The organism is Streptomyces sp. NBC_00009 (genome assembly GCF_045040855.1).
Taxonomy (GTDB): Bacteria; Actinomycetota; Actinomycetes; order Streptomycetales; family Streptomycetaceae; genus Streptomyces; species Streptomyces aureus.
The window spans coordinates 3,730,100-3,748,909 of the sequence record NZ_CP108312.1; the positions used below are offsets into that span (position 1 = coordinate 3,730,100).

16 protein-coding genes are annotated in these 18,810 nt (G+C 70.6%); 10 read left to right on the forward strand and 6 right to left on the reverse strand.

Translation table 11 applies throughout. From position 1 onward, the window contains the following. Window positions 1–42: 42 nt before the first annotated feature. Together OHA58_RS16780 and OHA58_RS16785 are read right to left on the reverse strand one after the other, a co-directional pair. Window positions 43–1,401, reverse strand: a complete 1,359-nt coding sequence (locus OHA58_RS16780) for a PQQ-binding-like beta-propeller repeat protein (RefSeq protein ID WP_405479558.1) — start codon at window positions 1,399–1,401, stop codon at window positions 43–45. Further along, on the reverse strand, window positions 1,398–1,949 hold the full coding sequence (locus OHA58_RS16785) for a SigE family RNA polymerase sigma factor (RefSeq protein WP_405479560.1): 552 nt from the start codon (window positions 1,947–1,949) through the stop codon (window positions 1,398–1,400). The genes OHA58_RS16780 and OHA58_RS16785 overlap by 4 nt, the downstream gene beginning before the upstream one ends. Before the next feature lie 232 nt (window positions 1,950–2,181). Between OHA58_RS16785 and OHA58_RS16790 the strand changes: the two genes are divergently transcribed. From OHA58_RS16790 to OHA58_RS16810, 5 genes are all read left to right on the forward strand, one after another. Further along, a complete protein-coding gene (locus OHA58_RS16790; RefSeq protein WP_405479561.1) occupies window positions 2,182–3,657 on the forward strand; it encodes an FG-GAP repeat protein in 1,476 nt (491 codons plus the stop codon). Window positions 3,658–3,741: 84 nt separating this feature from the next. Beyond that, window positions 3,742–5,160, forward strand: coding sequence for an FG-GAP-like repeat-containing protein (locus OHA58_RS16795; protein ID WP_405479562.1), 1,419 nt, complete (start codon window positions 3,742–3,744; stop codon window positions 5,158–5,160). A gap of 204 nt (window positions 5,161–5,364) precedes the next feature. After that, the gene (locus OHA58_RS16800; protein ID WP_405479563.1) at window positions 5,365–6,837 is read left to right on the forward strand and encodes an FG-GAP-like repeat-containing protein; all 1,473 of its coding nucleotides are present in this window, start codon (window positions 5,365–5,367) and stop codon (window positions 6,835–6,837) included. Between the two features lie 83 nt (window positions 6,838–6,920). Beyond that, window positions 6,921–8,357, forward strand: coding sequence for an FG-GAP-like repeat-containing protein (locus OHA58_RS16805; protein ID WP_405479564.1), 1,437 nt, complete (start codon window positions 6,921–6,923; stop codon window positions 8,355–8,357). Window positions 8,358–8,377: 20 nt separating this feature from the next. Then, on the forward strand, window positions 8,378–9,748 hold the full coding sequence (locus OHA58_RS16810) for an FG-GAP and VCBS repeat-containing protein (protein ID WP_405479566.1): 1,371 nt from the start codon (window positions 8,378–8,380) through the stop codon (window positions 9,746–9,748). Here OHA58_RS16810 and OHA58_RS16815 read toward each other — a convergent pair. Together OHA58_RS16815 and OHA58_RS16820 are read right to left on the reverse strand one after the other, a co-directional pair. Next, window positions 9,726–9,923: a DUF397 domain-containing protein gene (locus tag OHA58_RS16815; protein WP_405479568.1), complete on the reverse strand. Its 198-nt coding sequence runs from the start codon at window positions 9,921–9,923 to the stop codon at window positions 9,726–9,728. The two genes, OHA58_RS16810 and OHA58_RS16815, sit on opposite strands and share 23 nt — an antisense overlap. An 11-nt stretch (window positions 9,924–9,934) precedes the next feature. After that, window positions 9,935–10,786 (reverse strand): helix-turn-helix domain-containing protein, encoded by an 852-nt coding sequence (locus OHA58_RS16820; protein ID WP_405479569.1) that lies wholly within the window; start codon window positions 10,784–10,786, stop codon window positions 9,935–9,937. A 165-nt stretch (window positions 10,787–10,951) separates the two neighbouring features. On the opposite strand from OHA58_RS16820, the gene OHA58_RS16825 reads away from it, so the two are divergent. The 5 genes from OHA58_RS16825 (at window position 10,952) to OHA58_RS16845 (ending at window position 17,380) form a co-directional block, all read left to right on the forward strand. Then, window positions 10,952–11,359 carry an ATP-binding protein gene (locus OHA58_RS16825; protein WP_405479570.1) on the forward strand — a complete coding sequence of 136 codons (408 nt, stop codon included), beginning with the start codon at window positions 10,952–10,954 and terminating at the stop codon, window positions 11,357–11,359. A 175-nt stretch (window positions 11,360–11,534) separates the two neighbouring features. Then, the gene (locus tag OHA58_RS16830) at window positions 11,535–13,025 is read left to right on the forward strand and encodes an FG-GAP repeat protein (protein WP_405479572.1); all 1,491 of its coding nucleotides are present in this window, start codon (window positions 11,535–11,537) and stop codon (window positions 13,023–13,025) included. A 73-nt stretch (window positions 13,026–13,098) separates the two neighbouring features. Then, complete coding sequence (locus OHA58_RS16835) at window positions 13,099–14,574, forward strand: FG-GAP-like repeat-containing protein (protein WP_405479573.1); 1,476 nt, start codon at window positions 13,099–13,101, stop codon at window positions 14,572–14,574. A gap of 35 nt (window positions 14,575–14,609) precedes the next feature. Beyond that, window positions 14,610–15,617 (forward strand): Yip1 family protein, encoded by a 1,008-nt coding sequence (locus OHA58_RS16840; protein WP_405479575.1) that lies wholly within the window; start codon window positions 14,610–14,612, stop codon window positions 15,615–15,617. 146 nt (window positions 15,618–15,763) lie between these two features. Next, a complete protein-coding gene (locus OHA58_RS16845) occupies window positions 15,764–17,380 on the forward strand; it encodes an MFS transporter (protein ID WP_405479577.1) in 1,617 nt (538 codons plus the stop codon). Window positions 17,381–17,466: 86 nt separating this feature from the next. Here OHA58_RS16845 and OHA58_RS16850 read toward each other — a convergent pair whose 3' ends face one another. Both OHA58_RS16850 and dcd read right to left on the reverse strand, forming a co-directional pair. Then, the gene (locus OHA58_RS16850; protein ID WP_405479579.1) at window positions 17,467–17,964 is read right to left on the reverse strand and encodes a phosphoribosyltransferase; all 498 of its coding nucleotides are present in this window, start codon (window positions 17,962–17,964) and stop codon (window positions 17,467–17,469) included. Between the two features lie 8 nt (window positions 17,965–17,972). Next, window positions 17,973–18,548: a dCTP deaminase gene (dcd, locus tag OHA58_RS16855; protein ID WP_100596440.1), complete on the reverse strand. Its 576-nt coding sequence runs from the start codon at window positions 18,546–18,548 to the stop codon at window positions 17,973–17,975. Window positions 18,549–18,810: the final 262 nt, after the last annotated feature.

Below are 18,810 nucleotides of genomic sequence, written 5' to 3' on the forward strand. Positions count from 1 at the left end.
GAGTACCGGGCGGGAGTTCCGCCCGGCCGATGGCCCTTCGGATCAGTCGCCGATCCTCGGCAGCAGGGAGACGAGCTTGCTGCCGCCGTCGCGGGCGATCAGCACGTCCTCGTAGAGCAGGAGTTGGGGCGGGTTCCTGATGCCCGGCCCCGGCCCCAGCCGGGGGATGTCGACGTGACCGCGCCAGACCCGCTCGCCCGTGCGCAGATCGAGGCCGGACAGATCTCCCGTCGAGCCGAAGAAGTACACGACCCCCTGCCCCGCCGACACCACGGGAGACGCGATGTCCAACATCGAGTTCTTGCCGGGCATCTTGACGCCGACCGGGCCCGTCCACAGGGTCTTTCCCGTGGTCAGCGAGTAGGCGGAGGCCTTGCCCTGCCAGGACACGGAGATCAAAAGATCACCGACGACATCCGCACGGGCCGGCGACCCCTCGATCCGATAGGGGTGCGAGGTCCGCTGCCCGGAGCTGCTGACGAAGGTCAACTGCCGGTCCTTGCCGGCCACATCCTTCATCTCGCCCAGGATCATCCGGTCCCCCGAGGTCCCGATGAGCTGCTGCCTGCCGGGGACGGTCGTGACCTTCTTGGCGGTTCCGGTGGCGGGATCGAGTCGGAAGACGTCGGTGTCGTGCGGTTCCTCGGTGTCCCGCGTGCACAGGAGATAGGGCACACCGCTCAGCACCGCTCGCTGGCACACGATGCCCTTGTCCCAGGTGTGGCGCCATTTCTCCTTGCCGGTCAGCGGATCGAGGGCCGACATCGTACGGAGCGACGGGGTGTTCGCGAGGACCGCGCCGTCGATGAGCATGGCGGCCTGGCCGCCGCGGTCGTCCTGCGGCATCTCGACCGCCCACAGCCGCTCGCCGGTGCGGGCGTCCACCGCCATCAGGTCGGTACCGCCCATGTAGTCCCCGTTCGGCTGCTTCTTCGCGGTGTGGTTGCGGTATGCGTAGACCACGCCGTCGCGCACGGCGAACGGGTGGTCGATCCCGTCGCCCTCGCGATTGACCTTGACGGTCCACAGCCGTTCGCCGGTGTTGGCGTCGAGCTTCGCGACGTCGTACTTGGACCCGCCGCAGTACAGCGCGGAACCGTCCACCAGGCAGCCCCGCTCGGCGGCACCCGGGACGTCGCTCTTCCACGGCTTCCAGCCCTCCGGCGACGCCGCCGTCCGGACAGGCCGGTCCCGCTCGGCCGCACCGCCGCCCCCGATGCCGAACACCGCTCCGACGGTGATCGCGGCGACGGCCACCGCCGCCCCCGCGGCCTGCGAGAAACGGCGCCGGCCGCGTCGCCGCACCACTTTCTCGGCCAGGTCCCCGGGCGCCCGCACCCCGTCCAGGGCGACCGCGCGCAGCGTCTCCCGGACCTTCTCCTCCACCCGCTCCGTCGTCATCCCTGGATCCCCTTCGCCTGATAGCTGAGCGGCTTCCCCTGTTCCGTGGGCCCTTCGGGCCCGAGCTCCGGTACGAGCGACCGGAGCTTGGCGAGCGACCGGTACGCCGTACTGCGCACCGTGCCGACCGGGCACCCCAGCAGCGCCGCGACCTCGGCCTCCGGCAGGTCCTCGAAGTAGCGCAGCACGACCACGGCGCGCTGCCGCTTCGTCAGACGACCGAGCGCCGCCCACAGGGCGATCCGCAGCTCGGGGTCCGACCCGGCATCGGTGTCCGTGCCGGGCTCGGGCAGTACGGGCACCGTCGTCTCCGCGCGATGCCTGCGCAGCCGCCAGCGGTTGACCTGCTGGCGGTACAGGACCTGGCGGACATACGCCTCGGGCTGCTCGATACGCGCCCAGCGCCCGTAGGCCTTCATCAGCGCGATCTGCAGCAGATCCTCCGCGGCATGCCGGTCCCCTCCGGCGAGCAGCACCGCGAGCCGCAGCAGCGCGGTGGAGCGCATCGCTACGAACTCCCGGAACCCGTCGTGACTTGAGGCCTCCATCGACCCTCCCCTTCTGGCAGTCATCACGACGCGATGAGCCGCCCGCTGCTATCCCTCAGCGGGCCAGAAAAATAAGTGCGTCCCTCATACAACCCCCAGGCCCCACGAGGAGTCTCCTGTTCGCCAACCGCAGGGCCACGCCTGGGACAACTCCCGGCAAACGCCCGCGGAACGCACCCCATTGACTGCGGATGCCCGCCAGGCATCCCCGCATGCTGCAGGAGAATCCCGCATGCACAAGCACATACGCACCGCCCTCGCGACGGCCGCTGCGGTCGCGCTGACGGGTGGGCTCGTGTCCCTCTCGACCGGCGTCGCAGGTGCCGCCGACTCCACGCATGTCGCCCAGGCCGACTTCAACGGTGACGGCATCGGCGACATTGCCGAGTCCGCAGGCAACGCCACGGTGAGCGGCCGCGGCGGCGCCGGCCAGATCGTCGTCCTCTACGGCACCACCGGCGGCATCAACGCCATCACTCCGCGCCAGACGCTCAGCCAGAACAGCACGGGCGTGCCCGGCACCGCCGAGACCAACGACGGCTTCGGCTGGACGAGCGCGTACGGCGACTTCAACCACGACGGCTACGACGACCTGGCCGTCGGCGCCGCCCACGAGGACGTCGACGGCGACACGGACGGCGGCACCGTCGCCGTCCTGTGGGGCTCGGCCTCCGGCCTGAAGACCGGCGTCACCATCAAGGACCCGGCCGTCTCCTCGCACGACAAGTGGGGCGACTCCCTCGCGGCCGGAGACTTCGACGGCGACGGCAAGGACGACCTCGCGATCGGCTCCACGGCGAGCACGATCTACGTCTACAAGGGCGGCATCACCTCCACCGGCACATCCGGCGGCCGCTACACCGTGAAGCCCCCGGTCCAGTCCGGCGGCGGCTCCGGGCCTCTCATGCTCACCGCCGGCGACGTCAACGGCGACCACCGCACGGACCTCGTCGTCGACGGCTTCGAGCAGTCCACGACGGGCTGGAACATGAACTACTTCATCCCCGGCACGGCCACCGGCCTGAGCGTCTCGGGGGGCCAGCGGCTCAAGCCCGGCGTCATCACCGACATCGGTGACGTCAACGGCGACGGGTACGGCGACATCGTCACGGGCATCGACTGGGACGCCGTCGAAGGCGGTAGAGACCTCCCCGACGCCCACAAGGGCGGTCAGGTCTACGTCACGTACGGCTCGGTCGACGGCCCCGTCGCCACGGACGCAATCAACCAGGATTCGGGCGACATCCCGGGCGCCTCCGAGACGGACGACATGTTCGGCAGCGAACTCTCGCTCGGCGACATCGACGGTGACGGCCTGCTCGACCTGGCCATCGGCGCCCCGGGCGAGGACCTGAACGGCATCAAGGACGCGGGCTCGGTCACCGTCCTGTACGGCACCGCCGGTGGCCAAGGCCTGAGCACCACGGACCGCGTCCAGTACTTCACGCAGAACACCTCGTACGTCCCGAACCAGGACGAGACGAACGACGGCTTCGGCGGCGAGGTCAAGCTGGACGACGTCAACGGCGACGGCAAGGCGGACCTGATCGCCTCGACCCCGTGGGAGAACGCGGGCAACGGCAACCTCACCTACCTCCGCTCCAACGGCACGCAGATCACCACGGACGGCGCCAAGGCGATCGACCCGACCGACGTCGACGTGGACACGGCCGGCTACCCGGACTTCGGCGCCAACGCGGCCAACTGAGCGCCCTATACCGCTACTTGGGCCCGCACCTGCCCGGTGCGGGCCCTTTCCCGAACGCGCACACCCCCTGGAGCGACCACCCCTATGCGCAAGCGCACTCTCCTCCTGGCGACGGCCCTCACCGCTGGGCTGCTCGCCGTTCCGCTGACCACGGCACCGGCCTCCGCGGCGGCCTCCGGCCTCGCGGGCGACTTCAACGGGGACGGCTACCGCGACCTCGCGATCGGTGACCGCGGCGCCACGGTCGACGGCGCGACGAAGGCCGGCGCCGTCGTCGTCCTCTTCGGAGCCGCGGACGGCCTCGACCCCGCCCGGCGCGCGATCGTCTCGCAGAACAGCAGCGGGATTCCCGGTGCGGCGGAGGCGAGCGACGGGTTCGGCACGGACGTCGTCGCGCAGGACATGAACAAGGACGGCTACGCCGACCTGGTGGTCACAGCGCCCGGAGAGAACGACGGCGAGTACAACGGCACGGTCACCGTCCTGTGGGGCTCCGCGACCGGGCTGACCGCGGGCAGCGCATACAAGAACCCCAAGTACAAGGACAAGGGGTTCGCCAAGGACATCGCCGTCGGCGACTTCAACGCGGACGGCAGCAAGGACCTCGTCGCCGTGGACGACGACAACATCTGGTACCTGCGGGGCCCGTTCACCAAATCCGGCACCCGCGGCAGCGCCACCAACTTCGACCCCATCGACGGCGAGAACATCTCCCCCGACCGGGTCGTCGCGGGCAAGGTGACCAACGACGGCACGGCCGACTTCGCGGTCCTGGGCGACGACTGGGACACCGACAGCAACCGCATCTGGTTCTACAAGGGCGGCAGCAGCGGCCCCACGAAGACCAAGAAGGTGAGCCTGCCCGCGTCCGCGTCCCTGATGGAGGCCAGCGTCACCATCGCCGACTACGACAAGAACGGCTACGGAGACCTCACCCTCGGCAGCCCGCGCGCCAGTACGGGCGGCGCCGTCTACGTCCTCCCCGGCACCTCCACCGGCCCCAGCTCCTCGGCCAGGACCATCACGCAGTCCACGTCCGGCGTGCCCGGCTCCCGCGAGTTCGGCGACCGGTTCGGCAGCGACGTATCGGCCGCCGACACCAACGGCGACGGCTACCCGGACCTCGCCGTGGGCGTCAGCGGCGAGATGATCGGCGACGGCCCGTTCTACGCCGGCGGCCTCACACTGCTGCGCGGCGGCTCGTCCGGGCTGACCGGCAGCAACGCCCGCTGGTACGACTACGGGACCTACGGAATCGAGGGCGAGACCACCGACGACGGAGCGCTCGGCGACTCCGTCCAGCTCACCGACGTCACCGGCGACGGCCGCCCCGAACTGGTCGCCTCGGCCCCGGAGGCCGGCTTCCTCGACGGGACGATGGGCCGCGTCTTCGTGCTTCCCGGCACCTCCTCGGGCCCGACCGGAACGGGCTCGCAGGCCTTCACGCCGGCCACGCTCGGGGCAACGTCGATCAAGTACCTCTGGGGCCGGCTGACGGACTGACCCGGCCGGGAGTGGGCACATCGTCGACTCACCAGCCACACAGATTCCCGGGAATCCCGTACAACCCTCCACCCCCACCAGGAGTCTCCTGTTCGCCAACCGCAGGGCCACGCCTGGGACAACTCCCGGTAAATACCCGCGGAACGCACCCCATTGACTGCGGATGCCCGCCAGGCATCCCCGCATGCTGCAGGAGAACCCCGCATGCACAAGCACATACGCACCGCCCTCGCGACGGCCGCTGCGGTCGCGCTGACGGGTGGGCTCATGTCCCTCTCGACCGGCTCGGCGCTCGCCGCCGACTCCGTCCATCACCACGAGGCCGACTTCAACCACGACGGGTACGGCGACGTCGCGTACTCCGCCGGCTGGGCGACCGTCGGCGGCAAGAAGGGCGCCGGCCAGATCGTCGCCCTGTACGGCTCCGCGAACGGCATGAACGCCGCCGCCCGCAAGACGGTCAGCCAGAACACCACCGGCGTGCCGGGCACCGCCGAGACCAACGACGGCTTCGGCTGGGTCAGCGCGTACGGCGACTTCAACTCCGACGGGTTCGACGACCTGGCCGTCAGCGCCGACCACGAGGACGTGGACGGCGACACGGACGGCGGCACCGTCCTGATCATGTGGGGCTCGCAGTCCGGCCTCACCGGCGGTACGACGATCAAGGACCCGGCCGTCTCCTCGCACGACCGCTGGGGCAGGACGCTCGCCGCGGGCGACTTCGACGGAGACGGCAAGGACGACCTCGCCATCGGCTCGTCGGCGAGCACGATCTACGTCTACAAGGGCGGCATCACGTCCGCGGGCACGTCCGGCGGCCGCTACACGCTCAAGCCGCCGATCATGTCCGGCGGCGGCGCCGGCCCGATCACCCTCACCGCGGGCGACGTCAACAACGACGGCAAGACCGACCTCGTCGTCGACGGCTACGAGACCGACAGCGACTACGGCTGGAACACCAACTACTACGTGCCCGGTTCCGCCTCCGGCCTCGACGGCTCGTCCGCGACGGAACTGAAGCGCGGCGTCATCACCGGGATCGGCGACGTGAACGGCGACGGCTTCGGCGACATCGTGACCGGGCAGTCCTGGGACCCGTCCAAGGACGGCAGCCCCTCCGTTCCCGAGTCCGTCACGGGCGGCAAGATCAACATCATCTACGGCTCGGCCGGCGGCCCCGCCACGACGGCCGAGATCAGCCAGGACACCGGCAGCGTCCCCGGCTCCTCCGAGCGCGGCGACGCGTTCGGCAGCGAGCTCACACTCGGCGACATCAACGGCGACGGTTACCAGGACCTGGCGATCGGTGCGGCCGGCGAGAACCTGAACGGCGTCGTCAACGCGGGTGCGGTCACCGTCCTCTACGGGTCCCCCGAGGGCCTGAACACCGGCTCCGGGTCGCAGTACTTCGCCCAGTCCACGGCCGGCGTCCCCGGCACGGACGAGAAGGACGACCAGTTCGGCACCGAGGTCAAGCTCACCGACGTCACCGGCGACGGCAAGTCCGACCTGACGGTCGGCGCGTGGGGCGAGAACGACTTCAACGGCTCGCTCACCTACCTGCCCTCCAACGGCACCAAGCTCACGACGACCGGAGCGCGCTCCCTGTCGGCGACCTCGGTCGGCGTCTCGACGGACGGCTACCCGCAGCTGGGCGGAAACGCGGCGAACTGACGTCCCTTTTCGGCTCGTTGGGCCCGCACCGCTCCGGTGCGGGCCCATTCCCGACCGCGCACACCCCCTGGAGCGGCCACCCCATGCGCAAGCGCACCCTCCTCCTGGCTACGGCCCTCACCACGGGCCTGCTCGCCCTGCCCCTCACCACCACCCCGGCCTCCGCCGCGCCCTCCGGGCTCCAGGGGGACTTCAACGGGGACGGGTACCGCGACATCGCCCTCACCGCGGGCACCGCGACCGTGTCCGGCAAGTACATGGCCGGCCGCGCGGCCGTCGTCTACGGCTCCTCCAGCGGTCTGAACACCGCCAAGCGGACCGTGCTCAGCCAGAGCAGCACCGGCATCCCCGGCACCCCGGAGGCCGAGGACACCTTCGGTGACTCGCTCGCCACCGGTGACCTCAACGGTGACGGATACGCCGACCTCGTCGTCGGCGCCCCGAACGAGAAGACCGGCACCGACACCCACGCCGGAGCGGTCACCATCGTGTGGGGCTCGGCGAGCGGCCTGTCCGGCGGGACCACGGTCACCGACCCGCGCCCCACCAAGCACGACTACTTCGGCGCGACGCTCGCCGTGGGCGACTTCGACGGCGACGGGCACGACGACCTGGCGGTCGGCTCGATCGGACCCACCGTGGACATCATCCGCGGCGGCTTCACCAAGTCGGGCACCTATGCCGGATCTTCGACCATCGCCACCGCCCTCGACCCCGACGCCACGTCCGGCAGCCTCACCGCGGGCGACACCAACGCGGACGGGGTCGACGACCTCGTCGTACAGGGTTACGCGCCCTACGCGGACGGCGCCGACGACCAGTACGCGGCGACGTACCTCTTCCTCGCGCCGGTCACCGCCCCCTCTGCCATCACCCTTCCCGGCGCGTACGCGGCGGCCATCGGCGACCTGAACAAGGACGGCTACGGCGACATCGTCCTGGGCAACCCCCTGGACGAGACGTCCGACCCGGGCGGCGCCCTCGGCGGCAAGGTCACCGTGCTCCCCGGCAGCGCGTCGGGACCGGCCCTGGGAGCCACGAAGAGCTACACGCAGGCGACCTCGGGCGTCCCCGGGACCGCGGAGGCATGGGACTCCTTCGGCTCCGCCCTCTCCGTGGGCGACGCCGACGCCGACGGATACGGCGACCTCGCGATCGGCTCGCCCGGCGAGACGATCGGCTCCGCCGCCGGCACGGGAACCGTCGTCCTGCTGCGTGGCTCCGCCACCGGGCTCACCACCACCGGCGCCAAGGCCTTCTCGCAGAGCACGTCCGGCGTGCCCGGCACCGCCGAGAAGAACGACGAGTTCGGCACCGACGTACTGCTCGCCGACATCAACAAGAACGGCAGGGCCGACCTGACGACCAGCGCCGCCTTCGAGAACAGCGGCACGGGATCCGTCTGGAACCTGCGCGGCTCCAGCACGGGCCTCACCACGTCGGGCGCCACGAGCTTCAGCCCGTCCACCCTCGGCTTCGACGGCGCCCAGTCGCTGTTCGGCAACCACATCAGCGGCTGACCTCGAAGGGAACCCCACCCATGCGTCTACACACCACCGCGGCCCTCGCGGCACTCGTCGCGGCGGGCCTCACCCCGCTCACCCTGCCGTCCGCCCCCGCCTCCGCGGCCACGGCGAAGTACGGCGACGACTTCAACGGGGACGGGTACCGCGACTACGCCTCCTACGCCGACAGCCCTAACCACGGCGGCGGCGTCCGAGTCACCTTCGGCACCGCCCAGGGCCCCGGCACGGCGACCCAGCACATCGACCAGTCGACCCCTGGCGTGTACGGCGCCGACGAGGAGGACGACGCGTTCGGCGAGGTCCGTGCCGCCGCCGACTTCAACGGCGACGGTTACGGCGACCTGGCTGTAGCCGCCCGCGGCGAGGACGCCGACGGTCGTAAGGACCAGGGCGCGGTCACCATCCTGTGGGGCAGCGCGAGCGGGCTGTCCGGTGGCACCGCGCTCCCCAACAAGGCACCCGAGCAGTACGGCTCCATGGGCCGCGACCTCGCCACCGGCGACTTCAACGGCGACGGGAAGCAGGACCTGGCCGTCGTCAACAACGCCAAGGCATACGTCTACCGGGGCGGCTTCACGCGGTCCGGCACGACCGGTTCGGTGTCGACCCTCGACAAGTCGTCGTCGGCCTTCAACGTCACCGCCCTGATCGCGGGCAAGGTCGACGGCGACGCCAAGACGGACCTCGTCATCATCGGCGACGTGGTCACTAGCTCGTACATCGCGTCCGACGCCTGGTTCGTGAAGGGCGGCTCCACGCTGACCTCCGGCAAGACACTGCGCCTCGAATCCCAGTCGGGCAACGGCGGCCAGGCGTACCGGGGCGGCGACGGCGTCATCGCCGACTTCAACAAGGACGGCTACGGCGACATCGCCATCGGTACGCCGCTGTACTCCGGCTACAAGGGCCGCGTCTCCCTCTGGTACGGATCCTCCACGGGGCCCGGCACCAGCTCCCGCCTCACCCAGTCGACGAGCGGCGTGGCAGGCACACCCGAGGCGGACGACTGGTTCGGCTCGTCCCTCTCCGCGGGCGACGTCAACGGCGACGGCTACCAGGACCTGGCGGTAGGCGCGTACGGCGAGGAGATCGACGGCAAGGAGTACGCGGGCGGCGTACAAGTCTTCAAGGGCCGCGCGAGCGGGATCTCGGGGACCGGGTCCCAGTGGTTCGCCCGCAACAGCCCCGGCGTCCCGGGCGCCCTCACCTCCGACGACGGCATCGGCTGGCTCGTCCGCCTGCGCGACACGAACCACGACGGCACGGCGGACCTGTACTTCACGGGCCAGGCCGGCTCCCTGCGCCTGCCGGGCTCGTCGTCCGGCATTACGACGACGGGCGTGACCTCCGCGAACGACGTCCCTATCGAGGGCTTCCTCCAGTAGCACGCACCCGACGTATCAACCCAGCCAGCGCCTCCGGCCGGGTCCTGAGTACGTCACCCGGGGCGTCGCTCTCCCTCAGGAGGGCGGCCCCTTCGTGTGTGGCGAGTTCTAGGCAGTCGGGCCCGTCCTGACCGCCGGAGTACGAGGACTTCTGCCACACGATCTCCTGGGCCATGAGGGGACCTCTCACATGTCGTGCGCAAGGCGGTGGATGAGTTCTCTCGACTCTACGACCCCCAGCGCGGCCCGCTCCACCTTGTCCAGGAGCCCTCGGTAGCGGCTGAGCTGCGCCTCCGCGTCCACGAACGCACCGCCGTGCGGGGTGTCCATCAGGACGGTGTCGAGCTGGGGAACCGGGCCGTCCGCGTAGAGCATCGGATAGCACAGGCCCGCGAAGCCGTCGGCGTCGAACGGCACCACGCGCAGGGTCACTTGGGGCAGTTCCGACCGGTCCAGGAGGTGCAGCAGCTGCTCCCGGGCAACCTTGCCGTCAGCCGCCCGGATGCGCAGCGCCGCTTCATGAATCACAACGTCGTACCTGGTCGGCCGCTCCCCTGTGAGGAACTCCTGGCGTCGCAGCCGGAACTGGACTCGTAGGTCGAGTTCTTCGTCCGGCAACTTCGGTACCGCCGTGCCGAACAGCGCCCGCACCTGCGCCTCCGTCTGCAGGAGGCCCGGGACGCTGACACTCTGGAACGTCCTCAAGTGCACCGCGTGGTCCTCGAGTTCGGCCAGTTCCAGATAGCCCGCGGGCACAAGGCCGCGGTACTCGTCCCACCAGCCCCGCCCGCTCTCCGCCGCCATGGCCGCGAGCGCATCGACAAACGCGTCGTCGTCGCACGCGTACTGACCGGCCAAGTAGCGGACGCGCTCCGCACTCACCCCGGCCCGCGCCGACTCGACGGCAGAAATCCTTGTCTCGGCGAACCCCATGGCCCGAGCCGCCTCCCGGCCGGTCAGACCCGCACGCTCACGGAGCTTTCGCAGCTCGGCCCCGAGCCGCTCCTGACGTGCCGTGATGATGCTTCGCGCCGGCATGTACCCCTGCTTTCCTGCGAGTTGGGACACGCGAGTATCCCAGTCCCGCTTGACGGGGTTCAACTGAACCCCCTACTGTCAGTGACGCATCACACACTCTTCGAAACCGCGGAAGGCACCGCCCTGGCCAGGCGGCAATGCCACCGCGCCCACCGGGAGCCCCACATGCGGAACAGCCACGACACCGGCCCCTCCTCCACCTGGGAATACACCCTCTACGTCCCCCACGACACCCGAGCGGTAGCAGTCGCCCGGCACACCCTCACCCGCATCCTCACCACCCACCACCTCCCCGCCCTCCTCGACGACGCGCAGCTCCTCGCATCGGAACTCCTCGGGAACGCCATCCGGCACACCCAAGGCCCCGCCGCACTCAAGCTCCGGCACAACGGCAGCGCACTCCGGCTCGGCGCCTGGGACACCGACCCCGCGCCACCCACCGATCCCGGCCCCGACAGCTACGGGCTGCACCTCGTCGACACGTACGCCGACGACTGGGGCTGGTTCCAGGTCAACGCCGGCGCGGGCTCGGCCGGCAAATACGTGTGGTGCGAGCTCGGCACGCCCGCCTGACCCCGCAGATTCCCACCCACCCCGTACAACCCTCCACCCCCACCAACCGTCTCCTGTAAGCCGACCGCAGGTCCACGCCCGGGACAACTCCAGGCAAACGCCCGCGGAACGCGGAACGCACCCTTACTGACTGCGGATGCCCCCACATCCCCCGGTTGACGCAGGAGACCCGCGCATGACCAGGCACGCCAAGCACAAGCGCACGCCCGAGCCGTCCCCCGCCCGGATACGGCTCGCCACCGCGACCGCGGCCGCCGCCGCGCTGACCGGTGGGCTCCTCGCCACCTCGGCCGGGGTGGCCGCCGCCGACGAGACGCCCGCCGGCGTGTCCCAGAACGACGCCGACTTCAACGGTGACGGCTACGCGGACACCGTCGCCTCCGCGTCCGGCGCCTACGTGAACGGCCACGCGAACGCGGGCCAGCTCGCCGTCATCTACGGCGGAGCCACCGGCAACCACTACGCCACCATCAGCCAGAACACGGCCGGTATCCCCGGTACCGCCGAGGCCGGCGACGTGTTCGGCGGTGACTCCGCGTACGGCGACTTCGACGGCGACGGCTTCGACGACGTCCTGGTCGCCGCGCCCGGCGAGGACGTCGGCACGGACACCAACGGCGGCACGGCCGCCATCCTGTGGGGCTCGGCGGGCGGGCTGACCAGCGGTACCACCGTCGCCGACCCGCGCCCCACCAGCCACGACCACTTCGGCGGTCCGGTCGAGGCGGGCGACTTCGACGGCGACGGCAAGGACGACCTCGCCATCGGCGCGTTCGGCTCCACCAAGGTCGACGTCTTCTCCGGCGGCTTCACCCGCACCGGGGGCGCCGCGAGCCGCACGACGCTGAGCACCGGCGTCCAGACCGGCGACGGCATCAACAGCCTGCACTCCGGTGACGCGAACGGCGACGGCAAGGACGACCTGATCGTCAACGGCTACGACCCGTCGGACAACCTCAACGCCAACTACTGGATCCCCGGCAGCGACACCGGCCTGGCCACCGCCGGCTCCCAGAAGCTGCCCGCCGGCATCATCACCGACCTCGGCGACACCGACGAGGACGGCTACGACGACATCGTCATCGGCACCTCCTGGGACTCCGGCATCGCGGGCGCGACCACGGGCGGCTCCGTGTACGTCGTGCACGGCACGGCGAGCGGCCCGTCCTCCGGCGACACCGAGAAGTTCACGCAGAACACCTCGGGCGTCCCCGGCTCGAGCGAGACGGGCGACGCCTTCGGCGGCGAGCTCGACCTCGGCGACGTCAACGGCGACGGCCACCTCGACCTGGTCGTCGGCGCCCCCGGCGAGAACCTGACGGGCGGCGCCAACGCGGGCGCGGCCACCGTCCTGTACGGCTCCGCCGACGGCTCGGGCATCACCGGCACGGGCGCCCTCTTCCTCGAGCAGGACAACGCCTACGTCCCCAACACCAGTGAGAAGAACGACGAGTTCGGCTCCGACGTGCACCTGGACGACCTCAACCACGACGGCCGGGACGAGATCCTCATCGGCGCCGACGGCGAGAACGGCTACAACGGCGCCGTCTACCCGGTGAAGGTCAACGCCGACGGCACCCTCGCCGCCTCCTCCGGCATCTACACCTCCACGCTCGGCATCTCCGCATCAGGCACCCCGGTCCTCGGCGGCAACTTCACCGACTGACAGGCCGCTCCGAAGCAGCCGGGCCCGCGCCCCCGTCGCGGGCCCGGCCACCCCACACCCTCCAGGAACCCCCATGCCCATACGCACACGCACACGCATCCGCACCACCCTCGCCCTCGCCGCCGCGACCGCCACCGCGTTCGCCGCCACCGGCCTCACCTCGGCCGTCACCGCGAGCGCCGACGAACTCCCCACCCCCCGCACCGACTTCAACCACGACGGCTACGCCGACCTCGCCGTGGGCCTGCCCAATGCCTCCGTCTCCGGCGTCGCCAAGGCCGGTTACGTGAACATCGTGTGGGGCGGCAAGGGCGGACTCGGCGCGGGCGGCAGCACCCGTATCAGCCAGGCCACCACCGGTGTCCCCGGCGCCCCCGAGTCCGGCGACCGGTTCGGCGCATCCGTCGACACCGCCGACGTGGACGGCGACGGGCACACCGACCTCGTCGTCGGCGCACCAGGCGAGGACGTCACCGGCAAGGGCACCGACGCGGGCACGGTCGCCGTCGTCCACGGCTCGGCCACCGGGTTCGCCGCGGGCACCACCGTCGCCGACGGCCCCGCCGCCTCCGCCGCGTACGGAAAGTCCCTCGTCGCCGACGACTTCACCGGCGACGGCAAGCCGGACGTCGTGATCGGCGCGACCGACAGGGTCCTGCTGCACACGGGCACCACCACCACGGCCTTCATGGGCGACCACATGGGCGGCCGCGCCCCCGTCCTCGCGGCCGGCGACTTCAACCACGACGGCACCGCCGACGTGGCCGTCACGTACTACACGAACAGCCAGCCGTACACGCAGTCCCAGATCCGTCTCGCGGCCTGGAACGCGGGCGAGCAGCGCATGCTCAACTACTGGAACACCAGCAACGGCACCGCGAGCGCCCTCGCCGCCGGTGACTTCGACGGCGACGGCTTCACCGACCTCGCAATGGGCAACTGCCGCGAGAACGCCGACGAGAACATCGACGACCCGTGCGGCCCAGAGAAGTACACCCAGGGCGGCGGCATCCACATCCAGTACGGCGATGGCACCGACCTCTTCTGGGGCCGCCAGCAGACGTTCAACCAGGACACCCCCGACGTCCCGGGCACGGCCGAGACCGGCGACCTCTTCGGCGGCGCCCTCACCGTCGCGGACCTCGACGGCGACGGCTACGACGACCTGATCGTCGGCGCCCCCGGCGAGGCCATCGGCAGCAAGGCGAAGGCGGGCGCCATCACGGCCCTGCGCGGCGGCAAGGACGGCATCGTGAACGCCGACGGCAAGGCCGTGGGCGTCGGCATCCAGCAGGACACCCCCGGCATCCCCGGCGCCGCCGAGGCGGGCGACCTCTTCGGCGCCGCGTTCTCGGCCGACGACTACGACGGCGACGGCCTGCCCGACGTCACGGTCGGCTCCCCCGGCGAGAACGGCTCCCTCGGCGCCGCCTGGCAGCTGCGCGGCGCCGACGACGTCCCGGTCACCGCGTTCTCCCCGCGCACGCTCGGCCTGCCCTCGTCCGTCAACCCGCCGCAGTACGGATCCGTCTTCCCGACAGCCCCGTAAAGCCCCTGACAAGGCCCTGTCCGTCCCCCTAGGGGATGTCACAGCTCGGCCGCAAAGCCGGGCCCGATCCACCGGGCCCGGCACCTCACTCTCCGGGACCAGGTACGTTCGATTACGTGGCTGGATTCAGGATCGGACGCGGCCGGGACAACCGCGCCTCGCAATCGCGACCGTACGCACAGCAGGCCCCCCAGGGGCAGGCCCCGTACGGCTACCCTCCCGCGCCCCCGAACGGGCAACCGCGGCAGAACCAGTACGGAGGGCAGCAACAGCAGCAGCCGTACGGTCAGCAGCAGCAGCAGTGGCCCCAGTCCGGAGGCCACGGTGAGCCGGAGTACTTCGGCGACCCGAACGGCCCGCAGGGGCACGGTCAGCAGGGTCAGGGCTACGACCCGTACGCGGCGAACAACCCGGGGCACACCCAGGCGTTCTCCGTGGGCGAGGACCCGTACAGCCAGGGCGACACGTACCGGGCGGGTTCGGCCCCGGCCGCGCCCGTCGGGCCGCGGCTGCACTGGAAGCAGCTCCTGTCCGGAGTCGTCCTGCGCCCCGGCCAGACGTACCTCCAGATGCGGGACTACGCGATGTGGGGCCCCGCCCTCATCGTGACGCTCCTCTACGGGCTGCTCGCGATCTTCGGCTTCGACTCGGCCCGCGAGGACGTGATCAATGCCACGATCTCGTCGGCGGTCCCGTACGTCCTGACGACCGGCGTCGCGATCACGATCAGCTTCTTCGTCCTGGGCGTGGTCACGCACACGCTGGCCCGCCAGCTCGGCGGTGACGGAGCGTGGCAGCCCACGGTCGGCCTCGCGATGCTGATCACCGCGATCACGGACGCCCCGCGCCTGCTCTTCGCGATGTTCCTGGGCGGCGACGCCCCGTTCGTGCAGATTCTCGGCTGGGCGACGTGGGCCCTGGCCGGTTTCCTGCTGACGCTCATGGTCGGCAGGTCGCACGACCTGCCGTGGCCGAAGGCGCTGGCCGCCTCCGCGATCCAGCTGATCGCGCTCCTGTCGATCATCAAGCTGGGCACGTTCTAGAGACCTGGTGAACGCGAGTGGGGCCCGGCACACACAGTGCCGGGCCCCACTCGCGTCGGTCGTCGCCACCCCGTCGCCGCCAACAGATTGCTGCCGGTGGCGGGTCGAAGCGCCGACCTCCCCCGGCAAACTGCCACGATTCGCCCATGGCACCTGCGGCAGGCACCGCTGAGAGTCCGGCGACGGCGCGACTCGTCCTGCTGACCCTCGCGGCAGGTCAGTTCCTGATGGCTCTCGACAGCTCGGTCATGAACGTCTCGATCGCCACCGTGGCCGAGGACGTGGGCACGACCGTGACGGGGATCCAGGGCGCCATCACGACGTACACCCTCGTGATGGCGATGTTCATGATCCCGGGCGGCAAGGTCGGTGCGCTGATCGGCCGCAAACTCGCCTTCATGATCGGCTGCGGCATCTACGGCTGCGGCTCCCTGATCACGGCGCTCGCACCCAACCTCCCCGTGCTGCTGCTCGGCTGGGCACTCCTCGAAGGGCTCGGAGCCGCTCTCATCCTGCCCGCGATCGTGGCACTCGTGGCAGGCAACTTCGCCGCGGAACGCCGTCCCGCCGCCTACGGACTCGTCGCCGCCGCAGGGGCCGTGGCGATCGCGCTGGGGCCGCTCATCGGAGGCGTCGCGACCACGTACTTCTCCTGGCGCTGGGTGTTCGCCGGTGAGGTCGTGGTGGTGCTCGGCATCCTGGTACTCGCCCGCCCCATCGCCGACGCGCCGGTCGGCGAACGCACCCGCATCGATCTCCTCGGCTGCGTGCTCTCCGCCCTCGGCCTCGGGATCTTCGTCTACGGAGTGCTCCGCTCGGACGAATGGGGCTGGTTCCAGCCCAAACCCGGTGCGCCTTCCTGGCTCGGGATCTCGCTGGTCGTGTGGCTGGCGCTGGCCGGGCTTGGCCTGATCTGGCTCTTCCTCCGCTGGGAGGCCCGCCTGGTGAAGCAGCGCAAGGAGCCGCTCATCGACCCGGCCCTGCTGCAGAACAAGCAGCTCACCGGTGGCCTGACGATGTTCTTCTTCCAGTACCTCGTGCAGATGGGCGTGTTCTTCGTCGTCCCGCTGTATCTGTCGGTCGCCCTGGGCCTGTCCGCGCTCAAGACCGGTGCCCGCATCCTGCCGCTCTCGCTGACGCTGCTGGCGGCCGCGATCCTGATCCCGCGCTTCTTCCCGGATGTCTCGCCGCGCCGGGTGGTGCGGCTCGGGGTCCTCGCGCTGCTCGCGGGCGCGGTGGTCCTGATGGCCGCACTCGACGCGGGAGCCGGTGCGGAAATCGTCACCATCCCCCTCCTGCTGATCGGGCTCGGCATGGGCGCGCTGGCGTCCCAGCTCGGGTCGGTCACCGTGTCCGCGGTGCCGGAGGCACAGAGCGCGGAAGTCGGCGGGGTCCAGAACGCCGTCACCAACCTGGGCGCCTCGCTCGGTACGGCACTCGCCGGGTCGATCCTCATCGCCGCGCTCACGACCTCGTTCGTGACCGCCATCGAGCAGAATCCGGCGGTCCCGGCCGACGTCAAGAGCCAGACCTCCGTCGAGCTCCAGAGCGGCGCGCCCTTCCTCTCGGACGCTCAGCTCAAGACCGCGCTCGACGAATCCGGCACGAGCTCGGAGGTCTCGCAGGCCGCGCTCGACGCGAACAGCGAAGCACGGCTCGACGGCCTGCGCGCCGCACTCGCCGTCCTCGCCCTCACGGCGCTGCTCGCCCTCTTCTTCACCTCACGGATCCCGACGACCCAGCCACGCTCCGCAACGCCATAGCCCACCCGGCAACGCCCTGGTCCACCCGGCAACGCGAGTGGGGCCCGGCACACACAGTGCCGGGCCCCACTCGCGTATACGACTGCTCAGGCGTCCAGAACCTGCCCGGCCCTGCTCACCACGGGCGGCTCGACGGACCACGGGAAGTTGATCCAGTCGTCCGTGCGCTTCCACACGTACTCGCACTTCACGAGCGAGTGCGACTTCTCGTAGATCACGGCGGAGCGCACCTCGGCCACGGCGTCGAGGCAGAAGTCGTGGACCAGCTTCAGGGTCTTCCCGGTGTCGGCGACGTCATCGGTGATGAGCACCTTCTTGTCCGAGAAGTCGATCGCGTTGGGCACGGGCGCCAGCATGACCGGCATCTCGAGCGTCGTCCCCACGCCCGTGTAGAACTCGACGTTCACGAGGTGGATGTTCTTGCAGTCGAGGGCGTACGCGAGCCCGCCGGCCACGAAGACGCCGCCGCGCGCGATGGACAGAACTATGTCCGGCTCGTACCCGTCGTCGGCGATCGACTGCGCGAGCTCGCGCACGGCGGTGCCGAACTTCTCGTACGTAAGGTTCTCGCGTACGTCACTCATGCTGCTGCTCACACCTGCGTTCGATGGAAATTGAGGAAGGAACGGGAGGCCGTGGGCCCGCGCTGACCCTGGTAGCGGGACCCGTAGCGCTCGTTGCCGTAGGGGAACTCGGCGGGCGAGCTCAGCCGGAACATGCACAGCTGCCCGATCTTCATGCCCGGCCACAGCTTGATCGGAAGCGTCGCGAGGTTCGACAGCTCCAGCGTGACGTGCCCGGAGAACCCGGGGTCGATGAAGCCGGCGGTGGAGTGCGTGACGAGCCCGAGCCGGCCGAGGGAGCTCTTGCCCTCGAGGCGCGAAGCGAGATCGTCCGGCAGCGAGATGACCTCGTACGTGGAGGCGAGCACGAACTCGCCGGGGTGGAGGATGAAGGGCTCGTCGCCCTCCGGCTCCACGAGGCGCGTCAGGTCGGCCTGCTCCACCGCGGGGTCGATGTGCGGGTAGCGGTGGTTCTCGAACACCCGGAAGTAGCGGTCGAGCCGCACGTCGATGCTCGAGGGCTGCACCATGGATTCGTCATACGGATCGATGCGGACCCGCCCGGCGTCGATCTCGGCCCGGATGTCCTTGTCTGAGAGAAGCACGTAGCGAGGATACGCAGAGCGCGCGGGCCCGCCACAATCCGGCCATTGCACCGCGACTGTGGCGCACCCGCGCGCCTGTCCTTCGGCTACGCGCCGGCTACCGCTTCTCGAACTCCACAGGAACCGCGTTCCTCAGCCGCGCACACCGCGGACATCGGATCAGCCGGCCGGGTCCGAGCCGGTCGGCCTGCTGCATCGGGAACGAAGCGGTGCTGAACACGTGCCCCTCGGCACAACGGACGAATGTGCGCTCCATCGAGTC

Excerpts from the sequence above, each read along its gene's own strand:
- OHA58_RS16780 (WP_405479558.1), bottom strand. The coding sequence starts at position 1,401 with ATGACGACGGAGCGGGTGGAGGAGAAGGTCCGGGAGACGCTGCGCGCG.
- OHA58_RS16785 (WP_405479560.1), bottom strand. The coding sequence starts at position 1,949 with ATGGAGGCCTCAAGTCACGACGGGTTCCGGGAGTTCGTAGCGATGCGC.
- OHA58_RS16790 (WP_405479561.1), top strand. The coding sequence starts at position 2,182 with ATGCACAAGCACATACGCACCGCCCTCGCGACGGCCGCTGCGGTCGCG.
- OHA58_RS16795 (WP_405479562.1), top strand. The coding sequence starts at position 3,742 with ATGCGCAAGCGCACTCTCCTCCTGGCGACGGCCCTCACCGCTGGGCTG.
- OHA58_RS16800 (WP_405479563.1), top strand. The coding sequence starts at position 5,365 with ATGCACAAGCACATACGCACCGCCCTCGCGACGGCCGCTGCGGTCGCG.
- OHA58_RS16805 (WP_405479564.1), top strand. The coding sequence starts at position 6,921 with ATGCGCAAGCGCACCCTCCTCCTGGCTACGGCCCTCACCACGGGCCTG.
- OHA58_RS16810 (WP_405479566.1), top strand. The coding sequence starts at position 8,378 with ATGCGTCTACACACCACCGCGGCCCTCGCGGCACTCGTCGCGGCGGGC.
- OHA58_RS16815 (WP_405479568.1), bottom strand. The coding sequence starts at position 9,923 with ATGGCCCAGGAGATCGTGTGGCAGAAGTCCTCGTACTCCGGCGGTCAG.
- OHA58_RS16820 (WP_405479569.1), bottom strand. The coding sequence starts at position 10,786 with ATGCCGGCGCGAAGCATCATCACGGCACGTCAGGAGCGGCTCGGGGCC.
- OHA58_RS16825 (WP_405479570.1), top strand. The coding sequence starts at position 10,952 with ATGCGGAACAGCCACGACACCGGCCCCTCCTCCACCTGGGAATACACC.
- OHA58_RS16830 (WP_405479572.1), top strand. The coding sequence starts at position 11,535 with ATGACCAGGCACGCCAAGCACAAGCGCACGCCCGAGCCGTCCCCCGCC.
- OHA58_RS16835 (WP_405479573.1), top strand. The coding sequence starts at position 13,099 with ATGCCCATACGCACACGCACACGCATCCGCACCACCCTCGCCCTCGCC.
- OHA58_RS16840 (WP_405479575.1), top strand. The coding sequence starts at position 14,610 with ATGTCACAGCTCGGCCGCAAAGCCGGGCCCGATCCACCGGGCCCGGCA.
- OHA58_RS16845 (WP_405479577.1), top strand. The coding sequence starts at position 15,764 with ATGGCACCTGCGGCAGGCACCGCTGAGAGTCCGGCGACGGCGCGACTC.
- OHA58_RS16850 (WP_405479579.1), bottom strand. The coding sequence starts at position 17,964 with ATGAGTGACGTACGCGAGAACCTTACGTACGAGAAGTTCGGCACCGCC.